This window comes from Thalassotalea sp. HSM 43 (assembly GCF_004752005.1).
GTDB lineage: Bacteria > Pseudomonadota > Gammaproteobacteria > Enterobacterales > Alteromonadaceae > Thalassotalea_A.
This window is the reverse complement of record NZ_CP038493.1, coordinates 1899514-1915253: the sequence shown is the minus strand read 5'-3', so window position 1 is coordinate 1915253 and position 15740 is coordinate 1899514. Positions and strand designations below refer to the sequence as shown.

Below are 15740 nucleotides of genomic sequence, written 5' to 3'. Positions count from 1 at the left end.
AGGTGTGATATGAAAACGCTGTTGTTATCTCTTGTTATGTTGTCTTTTAGCGCAGTCGCGACTGAGAAAAGCCAACCTTTAAACGTTAAACTTATTGCCGATAACGTCTATCAGCATATCTCGTATCAGTATATTTCCCCTTGGGGCTTGGTCGCCGCGTCGGGTTTGGTTGTGGTTGAAGATAATCAAGCCTATGTGATTGATACGCCTTGGACGCAAGCGGATAGCAAGCAATTGATTGCTTGGATAGAAGCGCAAGGTTTTCAGATCAAAGCCGTCGTTGCTACCCACTTTCATGAGGATGCCAGTGGCGGGCTTGCGGTGTTCAATCAACTTGATATTGCAACTTATGCGAGTGTCGCGACTAATCAGCTCTTGAGTGACAAAAAGCGAACAACGGCCAGTGAAGTCATAACACAACAACCGTTTGCTCTAACTGAAAATAGCATAGAGATTTTCTACCCTGGCGCTGGGCACTCAAACGATAATGTGGTGGTATGGCTAGCGCAACAAAAGTTATTGTTCGCCGGCTGCTTTGCCAAAAGCCTGGGCAGTAAAAGCCTTGGTAATCTTGCTGATGCGTCGGTCGCCGATTGGCCGCAGTCGATTGATAAGGTGTTAACTCAGTACCCTAGTATTCAAACCGTGGTGCCTGGGCATGGCAAAATAGGCACGGTCGATATATTACATCACACCAAAAGGCTGGCGCAGCAAAAGCTTGCTGCCGATAACGCCGGCGAATAAAACGGCTTCTAGCCAACCTAAAACGGCACGAACTAGCACAAAACAGCACAAACCAGCTCAAAACAACTATATTTAAGCTGTCCTAATTGCATAGGAGATAGGGCCATGAATCTAGCTGAAATAGTACAGCGGGGTTGGGATGCCGTAGGCAGGGGCGACTTTGACGCTTTAGTCGCAGATTATGTTGATGATATGACGTTTATCATGCCGGGTCAGAATGATGTTTTGCATAGCAAACAAGCATTTCGTCAAGCTCTGAATGGTTTAGGTGACATACTACCACCCGGTTTTGAAATCACCGCCATGCGGCAAGTTTCAGGTGATGCGGAAGTTATCACCGTTATGGAATGGAAGTCTGAAAAAATATCTGCGTCACAGCTGTTGGTATTGTTTAAGTTTACCGGTGACAAAGTGCATGAAGAGCGCTGGTTTATCGATACCGAGCAATGGAAGTCGGCTTTTTGATGTCCGAATTTGACGTCTTTGGTTTTCTTTTAGTGGCTTTTTCAGTACAGTAGATTGTTCAATAATATCTAATATTGTCATGTGGTTAGCATGACTTTACTGGGGAAGTTATGCAGGTTCACTTGCTCAAGTCAGACGATGAATTAGCCGCGGTTGCGGATGTGCTATTGCAGTTACGCCCACAATATACGCAAGCATCAATCATCGCTCAAATTCAGAAACAACGACTCTCGGGCTATCAAATTGCCTATGTCTTGGCCAATCAACAGGTGTTATGTGTCGCCGGATTTGTGGTTGGTGAAAAGCTTGCTTGGGGCAAGCATGTTTATATTGACGACTTAGTGACCAATGAGCAACAACGCTCAACCGGGGTGGGCAAATTTATCATCGATTGGTTTAAGGCCTACTGCATTGAGCACGATTGCCAGCAATTGCACTTGGACTCTGGTATTCAAAAATTTCCCGCACATCGTTTTTATTTGCGTAACCGCTTTAATATCGCCAGCCATCATTTTTCCATTACCGACTTAGCCGCCAAGTAAGGCGAACGTGCATTTTATAGGAGTTTCCATGCGTAAATTACTGATAGTTTTATTGTGTCTTCCTTTGTTTTCCAATGCCTCGCCATTAACGACGGTGGAACAGTTCGTCAGCTTAAGTGATGCCACTAAGGTCAAAGGCGCAAGCCAAGCCGACATCGATGCTGTTGCGGCTTTGTTAACTGACGATATGCGCTATCAGCACCCTAATTATGGTGCCGACTTATCGAAAGCCGATTTTATCGCTGGACTGGTGAATTACATGGGCATGGCAGACTCTCTGACATCAAACATTACCAATAAAATCGTAGGTGACAATGCCATCACCATCGCTTTTGTCTCGACCACGGTTATGGATGGCAAACAAGAAGTCGACGGCAAACCACTGATGCGTTTGTTTGAATTTAAAGACGGCAAAATTTCGTTAATAAGGGAATATTGGTAGACCAATAAGTGATGAGTTTGTCTAGGTGATTAAAGGGACTTATTATGACCTGTATTTCGTTTAAAAAAGGCTATAAATATCAGCTGGTTGAATCTTATTGTGTGGACATACCGATAACCCCAGACAAAGATCTTGAATCGCCAAGTGGCTATATTAAATTGTCTGCAACCGGGGCGTTGGTGATTAAAAAGGGCTATGCATGGGATGGTCCGTCAGGCCCTACCATAGACAGCAAAAATTTCATGCGCGGCTCATTGGTTCACGATGCTTTGTATCAATTGATGCGTGAGCAGTTGCTCGATAACACCAACTCACGTGAAGCCGCCGATCGTTTGCTGCAAGAGATGTGTAAGCAAGATGGCATGAGCTCGCTGCGGGCATGGTTGGTGTATCTCGGTTTACGCCTTGGTGGCAACCCTGCCGCCAGTCCCGATAACCGCAAGTCGGTTTCTATTGCCCCTAAAGACTGCCAACAAATTGAGGGCTTATAGCGCCCTCTAAACCTTACTATTTGTTCTAAATAGTTTTTTTACGGCGTCCGGCTACACGGGTTTGCCAAAAAATTCATCAATAAATCGTTGAAAAACTTTTATTTTTCAAAATCTACGACTATAAAAAAATAAGGCTATTGAAAAGCATCGCCGCGCATTTTTGTTGTACGCGCTGTGCTCATTTAAGTAAGTGAGCCGTCAAAATCTAACAACAATAACAGTTACAAGGTGAGCGATATGTTAACCGCAAAACAAGGAAAGGGATTTTTCGCGTTAGTAGTCGGAATTTTCTTAACAACCATATACATGCAATTTATTGATTGGGGTGCGGCAACGCCTGTGCCTGATATTTTGCAGCCTTATCCTGATTTCCCTATTCACTATTTTTCATCGCTAGTTACCGGATTTGTGACCGCATTAATTAGCTTCTTCACCATTAAATTGGCATGTAACCGCTATAAATTAAGAGAAAGCAAACATTTGATGTTGCTGTTGTTACCGACCTTAGGCTACTTAGCGTATACCTTTATGGTGGCGCAAATGTCGTTCACCGCTATTTTGTATGCGCTTATTCCAGCAGCCGGCGCATCGATTATTGCCTTTAATGTCGGCAATACTGAGGCTTAGTCGGTCGCACTTACTGAACATATAGATATCATGTCGAATCATAAAGCCATCAATATCAAGGACAAATTCAGCAAGTTTGACGATCTTTGGTCGCCTCGTGTCATCGCGGCGATGAACGACTACCAATTCAAATTAGCCAAAGTTGAAGGCGAGTTTGTTTGGCACAGTCACCCGCATACCGATGAAGTCTTTATTGTGATTGAAGGCAGTCTTTGTATTCAATTTCGTGATGGTGAGGTGCAGTTAACAGCGGGTGAAATGTTTGTTGTTAGCAAAGGCGTCGAACATAAACCGGTGGCTAAAACCCCCTGCCAAATCATGCTAATTGAACCTAAAGGTGTGGTGAACACTGGTGAGGTACAAAGCGAACTTACCGCCGATAATGACATCTGGGTGTAAAACAAGGTATGTTGAGCTAATCTTCAGCTGTTATTGATTCACGACTGTTATGTTAGTTGCGCAAACCTCACGATTAATCATTCGCCATTTCAACCACCAAGATACTGATTTTATTATCAACCTACTTAATCAGCCGTCGTTTATTAACAATATCGGCGATAAGCAGGTGCGTAATCACAGTGATGCCATTAATTATCTAAACAACGGCCCTATTGCCAGCTATCAAACCTATGGTTTTGGTTTGAACATGGTGCAATTAAAGCAAGATAATACCCCTATAGGCATGTGTGGTTTGCTAAAACGGCCAGAATTAGCACACCCTGATCTTGGTTATGCGCTGCTGCCAGAGCATTGGCGCAATGGTTATATCGAAGAAGCATCCCAGGCTGTACTTGCAGATGCGGCTAAGCAGCATAAAGTCGATAATATTTTAGCCGTGACCAAGCCCGATAACATCGCCTCAAATGCCTTATTGAGCAAGTTAGGCTTTACTGTTATTGGTCATAAAAGTCTTTATGGCAGCGACAACAACCTATATCAAAAACAACTGTAATAAATCCCACATTACCGAGACTGTGTTGCTATCTAAATGATAATAATGGATTAATTTATGGAAAGTATGACTCAGGTTTTGGACTCAACATGGCAACAACAAAACTATCTGCTGTTAGCGATTGTATTTTTGGCCATGTTAGTGCTTTGGTTTTTACCGGCGCTATTGGCCTTGGTGTTTAATCGCAAACAATTCAAATATATATTGCTCGCTTGCGTACCTGCGGGTTTGTCGATGTTGGCCTGGGGTGGCGTGCTCGTGTGGGCTGTTTCGGGCAAAATCAGAGAGGTAAAACCAGATAGCCAATAGCGCGAATAATCGTTATTTTGACCTATACTTGAGGCGCAAACACTAAGGAGGGACACATGCCAAAATATGTGATTGAACGCAATATTGACGATGCAGGTAAGTTAACCGCTGCCGACCTGCAAGGCATCTCGCAAAAATCTTGTGGTGTGATAAGTGAATTAGGGCCAGGTGTACAGTGGTTGGAAAGCTATGTAACCGACAATAAAGTATATTGTGTGTACATTGCCCCAGATGAAGACGTGCTGCGCAAGCATGGTGAAATGGGCGGCTTTCCAGTAGATGCGGTGAATGAGGTTCGTAACATAATCGATCCATCTACCGCCGAATAACACATAGGTATCTGGCCAAGACCAGGCAACCCAAAAAACTCTAGGTATGCCCAGAGCAGCATTGTTCTGGGTTTTTTGTTTGTGTAGAAAAATAAACTGGTAATTTTGTCTAATAAGGTCAACTATTTAGATGTATATGTCTTACTTATCAAAATATAAACCTGATATTGGGAGGGGTTATGGAATTAGGCGCGTTTTCACTTAGCTTAACGGTAAAAGATATTGAAGCATCGAAGCAATTCTATCAAAAACTTGGTTTTGAAGTGACCGGAGGCGATCAGGCGCAACACTGGTTAATACTGAAAAACGGTCGTCATGTGATTGGTTTGTTTGAAGGCATGTTTGATAAAAATATGCTGACCTTTAATCCAGGCTGGAACAACGATGCACAACAAGTGGATAATTTTACCGATGTGCGTGATATTCAAAAGCAATTGCGAGCGCAAGGGGTTGAGTTTGTCTCCACGGCCGATGAGTCCACATCTGGGCCAGCCAGCTTTATCATCGAAGATCCTGATGGTAATCCGATTCTTGTCGATCAGCACCGTTAAATAAAGCAGGCATTATGAAACCTATCGCTGCCGACAAAATAAATTCCCAACAAGGTAAACCTTTTCCTGATCCGTTTCGTCATAAGTTAGAGAAGTGCCATTGGCGTCGTTTATCAGCGCCCTTTAATTTGTCGGCACTGGCGGCGAATATGGAAACCATTGAGCCTGGCGGTCAATCATCGTTGCGTCACTGGCATAGCCATAGCGATGAATTTATTTATATTATTAGCGGCGAGCTAATATTGGTGACCGATGAGGGCCGTTTTACCATGACACAAGGTATGTGTATGGGCTTTGCCGCAGGGGATAATAACGCCCATCATATGCTTAATGACAGTGAGCAATCCGCTGTGTATTTGGCAGTAGGAAGCTGTCACCCAAATGATCAGGTCGAATATCCCGATGATGATATTTGCTGGCGCCAGCAAGATGGTCAATGGCAAGCTTTTAATAAACAGGGTAAACCCTATAAATAGGTATATATAGCAACATGATTAAAGTATTTACCATCATTATCGCTACTTTTGTCTCAACGATGGTGTTAGCCAAAAGCGCGAATTTAGAGCCTGAGATAAACCATTTGTTGCAATATGTCGCGACCACAGATTGTTTATATGAACGCAATGGGACTGCTCATAAAGGCACAGAGGCCAAGCAGCATATTAAGAAAAAATATGATTACTATGAGGATGACATTGAAACCACTGAAGACTTTATTAAATATGCTGCGACCAAAAGCACCATGTCCGGTGATTACTATTATATTCAGTGCCCAGGACAGGCAAAAGTCAAAAGCAAAGACTGGCTTTTAGCTGAGTTAGCAAGTTTTCGCGATAAGTAACCGCTCTGAGCAAGGCGTTGCCATATAACTGTCATAATTCCTTCATATAATCACATTACTTTCATTAATTTGCGTGTAAAATGGTGCTCATAAGAACGCCGTTACAGGCGTGATCGTTTTATGGGTTTTCTAGGTAAATGAATAAAGTTATTGAGGTTTTTCGTCATTTCTTCATGCTCGGCTGGGTCAGTTTTGGTGGTCCTGCAGCGCACATAGGTTACTTTCAAAAAGCCTTCGTTGAAAAACATCAATGGTTAGACAATCAAGCCTATGGCAAGTTGGTTGCGCTAAGCCAATTCCTACCAGGGCCGGGGTCGAGTCAGGTCGGTTTTGCCCTTGGTTTGCAACGCGCCGGATTGTTGGGCGGCTTCGCCGCATTTCTCGGTTTTACCTTACCGTCATTTATGTTGATGTATGCCTTAGCTAAGAGTCAGACCTTTATTCAAGGTGATTTGCTCGATGGCATCATACACGGGCTGAAATTATTGGCTGTAGTGGTGGTAGCCGATGCGTGTTTGAGTATGTATCAAAGCTTTTGCAAGAACAGGCTGACGGCGAGCATAGCCGTTGCCAGTTTTATGTTGTTGGTGTTGTTTTCAGGTATTGGCCAACAAATGTTGGTATTACTGCTTGCTGCCGCAATTGGCGCGCTTTATTGCCAACCTGAGCAAATTGCCCAACATCGCAAACAAAAGGTTAAATTTGTGCCGCTTATCCTGTTTGCCGTTCTGTTTTTAGCGACGCCTTACTTAGCCAGCATGCCTGGCCTGCAGCAAACCTTTGCCCATTTTTATCAATCCGGTGCCTTGGTATTTGGTGGCGGTCATGTGGTATTGCCATTATTGCAAGAAACCGCTGGGCAAACGATGAATAACGATACCTTCTTAATGGGCTATGCGGCAGCGCAAGCCGTGCCTGGACCGATGTTTTCTTTGGCGTCGTTTCTTGGGGTGCATGCCGAACCAAGCATGCCTTTGATAGGCGCAATCGTGGCAACATTGGCGATATTTTTACCCGGATTCTTATTGATCTTGGCGCTACAAGGGGCTTGGCAATCGTTAAATTCTAACGTTAAAGTGGCCGGCGCGGTGGTTGGTATAAATGCCGCGGTCGTTGGTTTATTGCTGAGCGCACTGTATTCGCCGGTGTTTGTTAGCGCCGTAACCGCGCCACAACATATGGCCTTGGTTGCCGGTGGCCTATTATTGCAACGGGTCTACAAATTGCCAATCGGCTTGATGGTCGTTGGTTTTGCTATGTTTGGTTTGGTTATTTAGCTTTGAGCTTTTTTATACCGCTAATTCTAAATAAAAGTTAGGGAAAACATAATCATGGATATATTAATTGATTGCCCCAGAGTGCAAATGCGCCACTTCACACGGGATGACGTCGACGCGGTCTTTGAGTTTTCAGTCGATACACAAGTAAGCCGCTACACTGGTGACGCAGGCTTTGTAAACAGCAAAGATGACGCGATGCACATCATTGAAAACGTTTGGTTAAATGAATACCAAAAGCATGGCTATGGTCGCTATGCGCTTGTTCATAAAAGCGATAATAAGGTGATTGGTTTTTGTGGTTTTAAATATGATGAAGAGCTGAATGCGCCGGATCTCGGTTATCGTATGTTGCCTGCCTATTGGCGACAAGGGCTCGCGTCAGAAGCGGTGAGCGCATTATTAGCCTATGGCAGAGAGACTCTCAACCTAGATTTAGTGGTTGCTGATGCGGCTGTTGAAAATACCGGATCGAATAAAGTGCTGCTTAACCATGGATTTGAGTTTGTTAAAACCCAACCTTTGTTTGGTTTTAATATGAATCACTATCAAATACGTTTGCAAAGCTAGCTGCTTTGCCCTTCGCAGCCATAAAAAAAGCTCAGCCTATGCTGAGCTTTTTGTGTTATAACGAGCAGCCGGTATTGGCTGACTTGCTGAATGAACTAAATAAGCGCAAATAACGTATCCAATGCTAGTTTGGTGAAAAATCATACGCTTGCAGACAAGTTTTTGACAACATAGACAAAAAATTGATGTTAAATTGCTGTTTGTACAATGTTAATTATGATTTTTTTGCGCTAAGGTGATGTAAGCACTTTCATAAAAAATAACCAAGTGCATATATTAAAGGTGGCAAAGATCACCAATAAAAACAATAAAAAACTCAAGGGGTTGGGTGTGGATAATACAAATGAGGCCACGGCTGTGGCAGCTCTGCCTGTAGAAGAACGGCTCGATATATATTGGAATGCAAACAAACGTGTGCTGTACACCTTATTGGCGGTATGGGCGTTTGTTACCTTCGGTTGCGGTATTTTGCTGGCCGATTGGCTTGATAGGTTTCAATTTTTCGGTTTTCCATTAGGATTTTGGTTTACCCAGCAAGGTGCCATGATCTTCTACGTTGCACTGATTTTTATTTATCATTTTTGGATGAAAAAAATAGAGCGCTATTGCGGCTTTATTGAACAAGATCCGGTTAAATTAACCAAACAGTTATTGCGAGAAAACGACAAAGGAGCTTAAGCCATGGATGCGCAGCAGTTATCGTTTTTGTTCGTCGGCTTATCATTTGCGTTATATATCGGTATCGCCATTTGGTCAAAAGTCGGTTCAACCAAGGATTTTTACGTCGCCGGTGGCGGCGTACCTCCGGTGATGAATGGCATGGCGACGGCTGCGGATTGGATGAGCGCTGCATCGTTTTTATCGGTTGCCGGTTTGCTTGCCTTTGCTGGCCGTGACGCGGCGGTCTATTTATTAGGTTGGACCGGTGGCTATGTCTTGTTGGCGATGTTACTGGCGCCCTATTTACGTAAGTTTGGTCGTTTTACCGTTCCCGATTTTATTGGCGAACGTTTCTATTCAAAAACAGCGCGGGTTGTTGCCGTTGTTTGCTTAATCTTTATCTCATTTACCTACATTGCCGGACAGATGCGCGGTGTTGGTATCGTCTTTTCTCGCTTTTTAGAAGTCGACATCGATATTGGCGTCTATATCGGTATGGGCATTGTCTTCTTTTACGCGGTATTAGGTGGCATGAAAGGCATCACCTACACACAAGTGGTGCAATACTGTGTATTGATTTTTGCTTTTTTAGTGCCGGCAGTATTCCTAAGTATTATGTGGACGGATAATCCGATACCGCAGTTTGCGCTCGGCGATACCTTAAACGATGGCTCAGGCATGACCGTCATTGAAAAGCTTGATCAAGTAACCACAGAGCTCGGCTTTAACGCCTATACCTCGACTTCCCGCACCATGATTGATTCTTTGGCTATCGTTGCTTGTCTGATGATAGGAACCGCAGGTCTGCCACACGTTATCGTACGCTTTTTTACTGTACCGCGAGTCGTTGATGCACGAGCGTCTGCGGGCTGGGCGTTGTTATTCATTTGTGTGATGTACACCACCATCCCATCGGTAGCGGCTTTCTCACGTATTAATCTATCGGAAAGTGTCAATGAAACCGCTTATCAAAGCGCGCCAGCATGGATTAAAAATTGGGAAAATATTGGCTTGATCGCCTGGCAAGATAAAAACGGTGACGGAGTAATGCAATACCGCTCGGGTAATGCCTTTTCTCCGGTAAAACCGCAATTTAGTGATCAGCGTGGTGAGTGGGGAGAGCGACAACTTACCAACCAGTTAACCGACAATGACAACGAGATCTATGTTGATCGCGACATTATGGTTATGGCCAACCCTGAAATAGCCAATTTACCTGACTGGGTAGTGGCATTAATTGCCGCGGGTGCGGTTGCCGCTGCATTATCGACCGCTGCCGGTTTGTTGTTGGTGATATCCAGCTCAATTGCGCATGACTTATTGAAAAGCACCTTTAAACCCAATTTAAGCGATCGCAAAGAGCTGTTTTATGCTCGTTTGGCGGCGGTATTTGCCCTGCTTATCGCTGGTTACTTTGGTGTTAACCCACCGAGTTATGTGGCTCAAGTGGTGGCTCTTGCTTTTGGCTTGGCGGCGGCGTCATTGTTTCCGCCGATTGTGATGGGCATTTTTTCCAAACGTATCGGTAAATTGGGTGCGATTTGCGGCATGCTAGCGGGTTTGGTCTTTACCTTGGGCTACATCATTTACTTTGTGTTTGTTAACCCAAGCCTAAATAATACGGATAACTGGTTATTGGGGATTTCACCTACCGGCATTGGCTTGTTGGGAGCACTTGTCAACTTTATCACCGCCTTTATCGTCAGTCACATCAAAGATGATGTACCAAATGAGGTAACCGATATGATTGATGATATTCGTATTCCAGCCGGAGCGCGCAAGGCGATTGAGCATTAGTTCATTGCGGCGCAGGCCGCAATGACGGTGATAATTAACAGACAAAGTTAATTTAATCAGCTTTCACTACATCCAATTTCGGCGCGTACTCTCTACTGTCGTGAGGGTGTTATTGAGCCATTCAAAGCCTTGTTGTTCTGGTATGTAAGGCACGCTGATACTGCCCGAGGCTAACACTAATTGCAGTGAACAAAGCTGGCGTCGCTTTAAAAACCAACTTTGAATAAACTCGGTTTGCTGTACTTTATAGCTTTCAAAAATATAGTAATTTACGCCAAGACAACCTTTGCGAATGTAGAGGTATTTACCATCGTTTGCCCAGCCCCAACGACGATAGCGCATATAAAACAAAAAGCTCACAAACGCTGTTGCCGCGCCAATTGGCGCCAGTGCCTGATAATCATTATGGCTAATTGCTAGGTAGCTAATGATTGCGCTGACAGGTAACACGAACAGCAATATATTGCGCACAAACAAGCGAATACTGACGCGATTAAAGCGTACATTTTTTAAATCGGCATCCGGGTAGGCATCATCAATCAAGTGATGACACTCTTTGTGCGTCACCGAAGGGACGATGATTTTATTGCTGATTTGTCCGGGCTGAACATTGGCAATATTGGCGTTTGATTGCTCAAAGCGCAAATTGATACGTCGTAATAACACATCAAGCCAATCTTGCTGCCAAACAATCTTTTGCAGTCGCGACAGGCGCATGGTTACTTCGGTGCGGGTAAACAAGCCACTGCGACGAATGTATTTATCTTCATATCGAGACAGTTTGAAATTGTGGAACATGATGATCGAACCAATAATGCTGAGCAAACTGACCACCAGCATGATGGTGAGAAAGATACTGAGGAAAGTACCGATAATTTGCCAAATCGACTTTTCGGCAAAATCAAAGTATTGCTCTAGGTTTATCCCCCAATACATACTCCAGCTGATCAACTTGTCGATGACCTGCTCCATAAATGGCGCAATACCGGCGAGTAAAATCCATACTCGGTTATTGGTTAGGCCATGGATCACTAAATCATCGAGGTTGCGTCTATCTAGTACGGTTTCGTCGGCTTCATTATGATGCTCTGTTGGCTCTGCCGCTATGGATTCACTGTCGTCATCAGCCGCCACTTCTGCATTTGCGCTGTTATGAATGGCGAGAATTTCTTGTTTGAGTTGCAAGGCAAAGTCTTTCTTAATGGCGACGACTTTGGCTTCTTGGCGAGCTGAACCTGCGGTATCAAATTGAATGCAGGTATAGCCAAATGGACGATAGTAGAACGGCTCACTCAATTCAACGTTTTGAATTTTGGCAAAGGGTAAGTCGATGTATTTGCGAGAGAGTACGCCTGAGCGAATTTCAATTTGCTGATTCGATAAGCGGTATTGAAAAAAGTAAAAGCTGAGAATCGCTGATATCAATAACAAGGCCAACATGGCGTAGATGAAAGGCCACCAAAATCCGGGGTTTTTCTCGACCTGATTGTACAGAACCAACAAGCCCGGCAGGATATAGACGACATTGCCAACCAAATTTTTGATCAGCATAAGAATGAAATAAATAATGGCAATCGGCGATATGCGTTGCCACGCTACGCTGTTATTAGCCATGTAGCCCTAAGTCCTTATGCGACAATATGTATTGACGCATGTTTTCTGCATCAGCAAGTTCTAGCCCCGGTATTTCGAAGGTGTGCATGCTGCCACCGGCGCTAAATACTTGTAGACAGGCCAAGCCTAACTTGCGATCGATCGGGCCTCGTTTTAACTCTACATGTTGAATACGCAGAATCGGCTGAGTAATTATCGAGCGAAAAATGAGACCGCTTTTATAACTGATGTCCTGTTGGCGTATGGCAAAGGCTTTTTTCGGATCGGCAAAATAACGATAGGCAAAAATGATTAAACCAATAAAAGACCAGACGAAGCAGACAATACTAAAGAAGGTAAGCAGCTTATCGGGCAGTTCAACAAAAGGCTGAAACAAAATAAAAACCATCAGCAATAAAATCACCAAGGTACTGGCTAAGCTAACCATACGGTGTGCAGGAGGATATTTTTCTGACAAGGGCTGAAAATCCAGCTGCTGCAACGAGGTGAATTGATTATGGTCAATTTGCCGATTTTCGAAATCGCTAGAATCACTATCCATGGTGGTTTTGCCAAAGTTTTTTATTTTGCCTAGCTTAACTCAATTTCAGCCTAAATTTAACTTAACCTTGGCAAAAATAAAATGCTCATAAAACGATCAAAAATAATTCATTTGTACTTTATCTAATCAAGAGTATTCTTTTTTATTTAGAACACCTTAGCTATTGTTTCTCAGCAAAAAGGTTTAACAAGCATCTCCACAGCAAAATTGCATACGTATGCAGGCGTAATTCCTTATGCATACGTATGTAGTCATTTGCCTTGAAACTGCAAATTAACGTAACTTTACATCAGTTATTAAAATTGCCGGTTTTTTAAGCACTATACTAATCCGAGGATATCCTGTTCTGGCAGTACGCTTGAAGGATTATGTTGATAGGAAATGGACGGATTAGCCCGTGTCCCAAAGGGACCTGAATTAAGCAAGAGTTGGAATATGGCAACAGCAAACAAAAAGCCCTTCACAGCGGCGCAGTTCAAAAAGAAAGTTTTACAGCACTTAAACTTCACCTGTTCTCAACAGGATTTCCAAGATAACCCTTCTGCGGTGCAGCGAGCTGTCTGTATGGCGGTAAATGAAGTTGTTTACGAAAAACTATCGCAAACAAACAACTATCATCAAGACAATAAAACACGTTCGATCAATTACCTGTCATTAGAATATCTGATGGGTCGTATGTTATCGAACAACCTGCATAACCTTAATTTGTTTGATACGGCGAAGAAAGCCGTTGCCGAATTAGGTTTTGAAATCGAAGACGTGTTCGAAGAAGGCCATGATTTGGCGTTGGGTAACGGTGGCTTAGGTCGTCTAGCAGCCTGTTTCTTAGACTCCTTAGCGACCATGGATTTCAATGCCTATGGTTACGGTATTCATTACCAACACGGTTTGTTCAAGCAGCAATTCCATGAGGGTCGTCAAATTGAAACGCCAGATGAATGGCGTGAATACGGTAATGCCTGGGAAGTTTGTCGTCCAGAAGCTGTGCAAGTCATTGGTGTGTTCGGTAGCGTTGAAACTATCGTTAATGCCGATGGCAGTGAAAAGAAAGTTTGGCATCCAGGGCAAACCATCAAAGGGGTACCATGGGATGTGCCAATTGTTGGCTATAACTCAAAAACGGTAAATACCCTGCGTCTATGGGAATCACGTGCATCAAGTTTCTTTGATTGGGACGAGTTTAATACCGGTGCTTACCAAAGCGCACACGCAGCGCAAAATGCTGCGGAGACGATTTCTAAGGTACTTTACCCGAACGATGAAACCGAAGCCGGTAAAGAATTGCGTTTTATCCAGCAGTACTTCTTCTGTGCTTGTTCTATCAAAGATATCATCAAGCGTTATCAAGATATGCACGGTGATGACTGGTCGTTCTTTGCTGACAAAATGGTTATCCAACTTAACGATACCCACCCGACCATCGCCATTCTTGAGTTAATGCGCATCTTAATGGATGAGTATGACTTTAGTTGGGATGATGCGTTCGCATTGTGTCGTAAGTGTTTCGCTTATACCAACCACACCTTGTTGCCAGAAGCATTAGAAAAATGGTCTGTACGCATGTTTGAGCGTGTGTTGCCGCGTCACTTAGAGATTTTGTTCTCAATTAACGAATTCTTCCTAAACAAAGAAGTTGCCGCAGCATGGCCTGGTGATCACCAAATTCGTCGTCGTTTGTCATTGATCGAAGAAGGTCAGCAACAAATGGTACGTATGGCGCACTTATGTGTTGTTTCGTCATTCAAAGTTAATGGTGTTGCGCAAATTCACTCTGATCTTGTGCAAAGCGATTTATTCCCAGAATTCAATGCCCTTTACCCGGGTAAATTAACCAACGTCACCAATGGTGTGACACCGCGTCGCTGGTTGAAAGCATGTAACCCGGCACTGTCTAAATTGTTAGACAGCAAAGTGAAAACTGACTGGCCAAAAGATTTGGCAAGCCTAGCGGATGTTGCCAAGTTTGCTGATGATGCGAAATTCCAAAAGCAATTTATGGACATTAAGCATGAGAACAAGGTTAAGTTGGCTGAAGAAATTGTTAAGACGACCGGCGTAGAAGTTGACCCGTCTGCTATTTTTGATGTACAAATCAAACGCTTACATGAATATAAGCGTCAGCATTTGAATTTCTTGCACATTTTAGCCTTGTACCGTCGTTTGCTTGATAACCCTGATTACGACATGCATCCTCGTGTTTATATCTTTGGTGCGAAAGCGGCTCCGGGTTACTACTTGGCGAAAGAAATTATCTATGCAATCAACAAGGTAGCTGACAAGATCAACAACGATGCGCGCATTAAAGGCAAGCTAAAAGTTGTCTTTATGCCAAACTACCGCGTGACCTTGGCTGAGAAAATTATCCCAGCTGCCGATGTATCTGAGCAAATCTCTACCGCCGGTAAAGAAGCGTCAGGTACTGGTAACATGAAACTGGCACTTAACGGTGCAGTGACAATCGGTACGCTAGATGGTGCCAACGTTGAAATTGCCGAAGAAGTTGGTGATGACAATATATTCATCTTTGGTAATACGGTTGACCAAATAAAGGCGCTTAACGCCAATGGCTACAACCCGTATCACTATTACGAAACCAAAGAAGAGCTAAAAGCGGTATTGGATTGGTTATACACCGATTACTTTACACCGGGTAATCCGGGCGAGTTAAGTGCCATTGCCAATAGCGTGCTTGATGGCGGTGACCCGTATCGTGTTATGGCTGACTTTGCCGAATACTGTCAGGCCAATATCGACTTAGATAAGGCCTACAAAGACAAGGCGCGTTGGGCGAAGATGGCGATTATTAATACCGCCAAAATGGGTAAATTTACCTCCGACAGATCAATACAAGATTATGTCGATAATATTTGGAAGCTCGAGCCCATCGCCGAGTAACTAAATTAGGCTGGTGCTTGCACCGGCCTTTTGTCATTTTAAAGACGTTGTTAAAAAATAGTTAAACATAAATAAACGCAGTTCAGGAAAGGA

At 43.7% G+C, this 15740-nt stretch carries 20 protein-coding genes; 18 read left to right on the top strand and 2 right to left on the bottom strand.

Translation table 11 applies throughout. From position 1 onward, the window contains the following. Window positions 1-9: 9 nt before the first annotated feature. From bla to E2K93_RS08055, 17 genes are all read left to right on the top strand, one after another. On the top strand, window positions 10-744 hold the full coding sequence (gene bla, locus E2K93_RS08135) for a subclass B1 metallo-beta-lactamase (RefSeq protein ID WP_135438621.1): 735 nt from the start codon (window positions 10-12) through the stop codon (window positions 742-744). 105 nt (window positions 745-849) lie between these two features. Further along, a complete protein-coding gene (locus tag E2K93_RS08130; protein WP_135438620.1) occupies window positions 850-1209 on the top strand; it encodes a nuclear transport factor 2 family protein in 360 nt (119 codons plus the stop codon). 110 nt (window positions 1210-1319) lie between these two features. After that, entirely contained in the window at window positions 1320-1751 is a 432-nt protein-coding gene (locus E2K93_RS08125) for a GNAT family N-acetyltransferase (RefSeq protein WP_135438619.1), read from the top strand. A gap of 28 nt (window positions 1752-1779) precedes the next feature. Next, window positions 1780-2193, top strand: coding sequence for a nuclear transport factor 2 family protein (locus tag E2K93_RS08120; protein WP_135438618.1), 414 nt, complete (start codon window positions 1780-1782; stop codon window positions 2191-2193). A 44-nt stretch (window positions 2194-2237) separates the two neighbouring features. Further along, complete coding sequence (locus E2K93_RS08115; protein ID WP_135438617.1) at window positions 2238-2684, top strand: DUF1353 domain-containing protein; 447 nt, start codon at window positions 2238-2240, stop codon at window positions 2682-2684. A gap of 237 nt (window positions 2685-2921) precedes the next feature. After that, window positions 2922-3311, top strand: a complete 390-nt coding sequence (locus tag E2K93_RS08110; RefSeq protein ID WP_135438616.1) for a hypothetical protein — start codon at window positions 2922-2924, stop codon at window positions 3309-3311. A 30-nt stretch (window positions 3312-3341) separates the two neighbouring features. Further along, a complete protein-coding gene (locus E2K93_RS08105) occupies window positions 3342-3710 on the top strand; it encodes a cupin domain-containing protein (protein WP_135438615.1) in 369 nt (122 codons plus the stop codon). 49 nt (window positions 3711-3759) lie between these two features. Beyond that, window positions 3760-4263, top strand: a complete 504-nt coding sequence (locus E2K93_RS08100) for a GNAT family N-acetyltransferase (RefSeq protein WP_135438614.1) — start codon at window positions 3760-3762, stop codon at window positions 4261-4263. 57 nt (window positions 4264-4320) lie between these two features. Beyond that, on the top strand, window positions 4321-4572 hold the full coding sequence (locus E2K93_RS08095) for a superinfection immunity protein (RefSeq protein WP_228445563.1): 252 nt from the start codon (window positions 4321-4323) through the stop codon (window positions 4570-4572). A gap of 56 nt (window positions 4573-4628) precedes the next feature. Further along, window positions 4629-4901: a DUF4242 domain-containing protein gene (locus E2K93_RS08090; RefSeq protein ID WP_135438613.1), complete on the top strand. Its 273-nt coding sequence runs from the start codon at window positions 4629-4631 to the stop codon at window positions 4899-4901. A 179-nt stretch (window positions 4902-5080) separates the two neighbouring features. Continuing rightward, window positions 5081-5452, top strand: coding sequence for a VOC family protein (locus tag E2K93_RS08085; protein ID WP_135438612.1), 372 nt, complete (start codon window positions 5081-5083; stop codon window positions 5450-5452). Between the two features lie 14 nt (window positions 5453-5466). Further along, on the top strand, window positions 5467-5928 hold the full coding sequence (locus E2K93_RS08080) for a cupin domain-containing protein (protein ID WP_135438611.1): 462 nt from the start codon (window positions 5467-5469) through the stop codon (window positions 5926-5928). Window positions 5929-5942: 14 nt separating this feature from the next. Further along, a complete protein-coding gene (locus E2K93_RS08075) occupies window positions 5943-6293 on the top strand; it encodes a DUF5329 domain-containing protein (RefSeq protein ID WP_228445561.1) in 351 nt (116 codons plus the stop codon). A 137-nt stretch (window positions 6294-6430) separates the two neighbouring features. After that, window positions 6431-7570 (top strand): chromate efflux transporter, encoded by a 1140-nt coding sequence (gene chrA / locus E2K93_RS08070; protein WP_135438610.1) that lies wholly within the window; start codon window positions 6431-6433, stop codon window positions 7568-7570. 54 nt (window positions 7571-7624) lie between these two features. Next, entirely contained in the window at window positions 7625-8140 is a 516-nt protein-coding gene (locus E2K93_RS08065) for a GNAT family N-acetyltransferase (protein WP_135438609.1), read from the top strand. Between the two features lie 366 nt (window positions 8141-8506). Beyond that, window positions 8507-8818 (top strand): DUF4212 domain-containing protein, encoded by a 312-nt coding sequence (locus tag E2K93_RS08060; protein WP_135440439.1) that lies wholly within the window; start codon window positions 8507-8509, stop codon window positions 8816-8818. A gap of 3 nt (window positions 8819-8821) precedes the next feature. Then, on the top strand, window positions 8822-10597 hold the full coding sequence (locus E2K93_RS08055; protein WP_135438608.1) for a sodium:solute symporter family protein: 1776 nt from the start codon (window positions 8822-8824) through the stop codon (window positions 10595-10597). A 66-nt stretch (window positions 10598-10663) separates the two neighbouring features. On the opposite strand, the gene E2K93_RS08050 is transcribed toward E2K93_RS08055, so the two are convergent. Both E2K93_RS08050 and E2K93_RS08045 read right to left on the bottom strand, forming a co-directional pair. Next, a complete protein-coding gene (locus E2K93_RS08050) occupies window positions 10664-12211 on the bottom strand; it encodes a PH domain-containing protein (protein ID WP_135438607.1) in 1548 nt (515 codons plus the stop codon). Continuing rightward, window positions 12204-12752: a PH domain-containing protein gene (locus tag E2K93_RS08045; protein WP_228445559.1), complete on the bottom strand. Its 549-nt coding sequence runs from the start codon at window positions 12750-12752 to the stop codon at window positions 12204-12206. The genes E2K93_RS08050 and E2K93_RS08045 overlap by 8 nt, the downstream gene beginning before the upstream one ends. Window positions 12753-13187: 435 nt before the next feature. Between E2K93_RS08045 and E2K93_RS08040 the strand changes: the two genes are divergently transcribed. Beyond that, window positions 13188-15647, top strand: a complete 2460-nt coding sequence (locus E2K93_RS08040; RefSeq protein WP_135438606.1) for a glycogen/starch/alpha-glucan phosphorylase — start codon at window positions 13188-13190, stop codon at window positions 15645-15647. Window positions 15648-15740 lie beyond the last annotated feature (93 nt).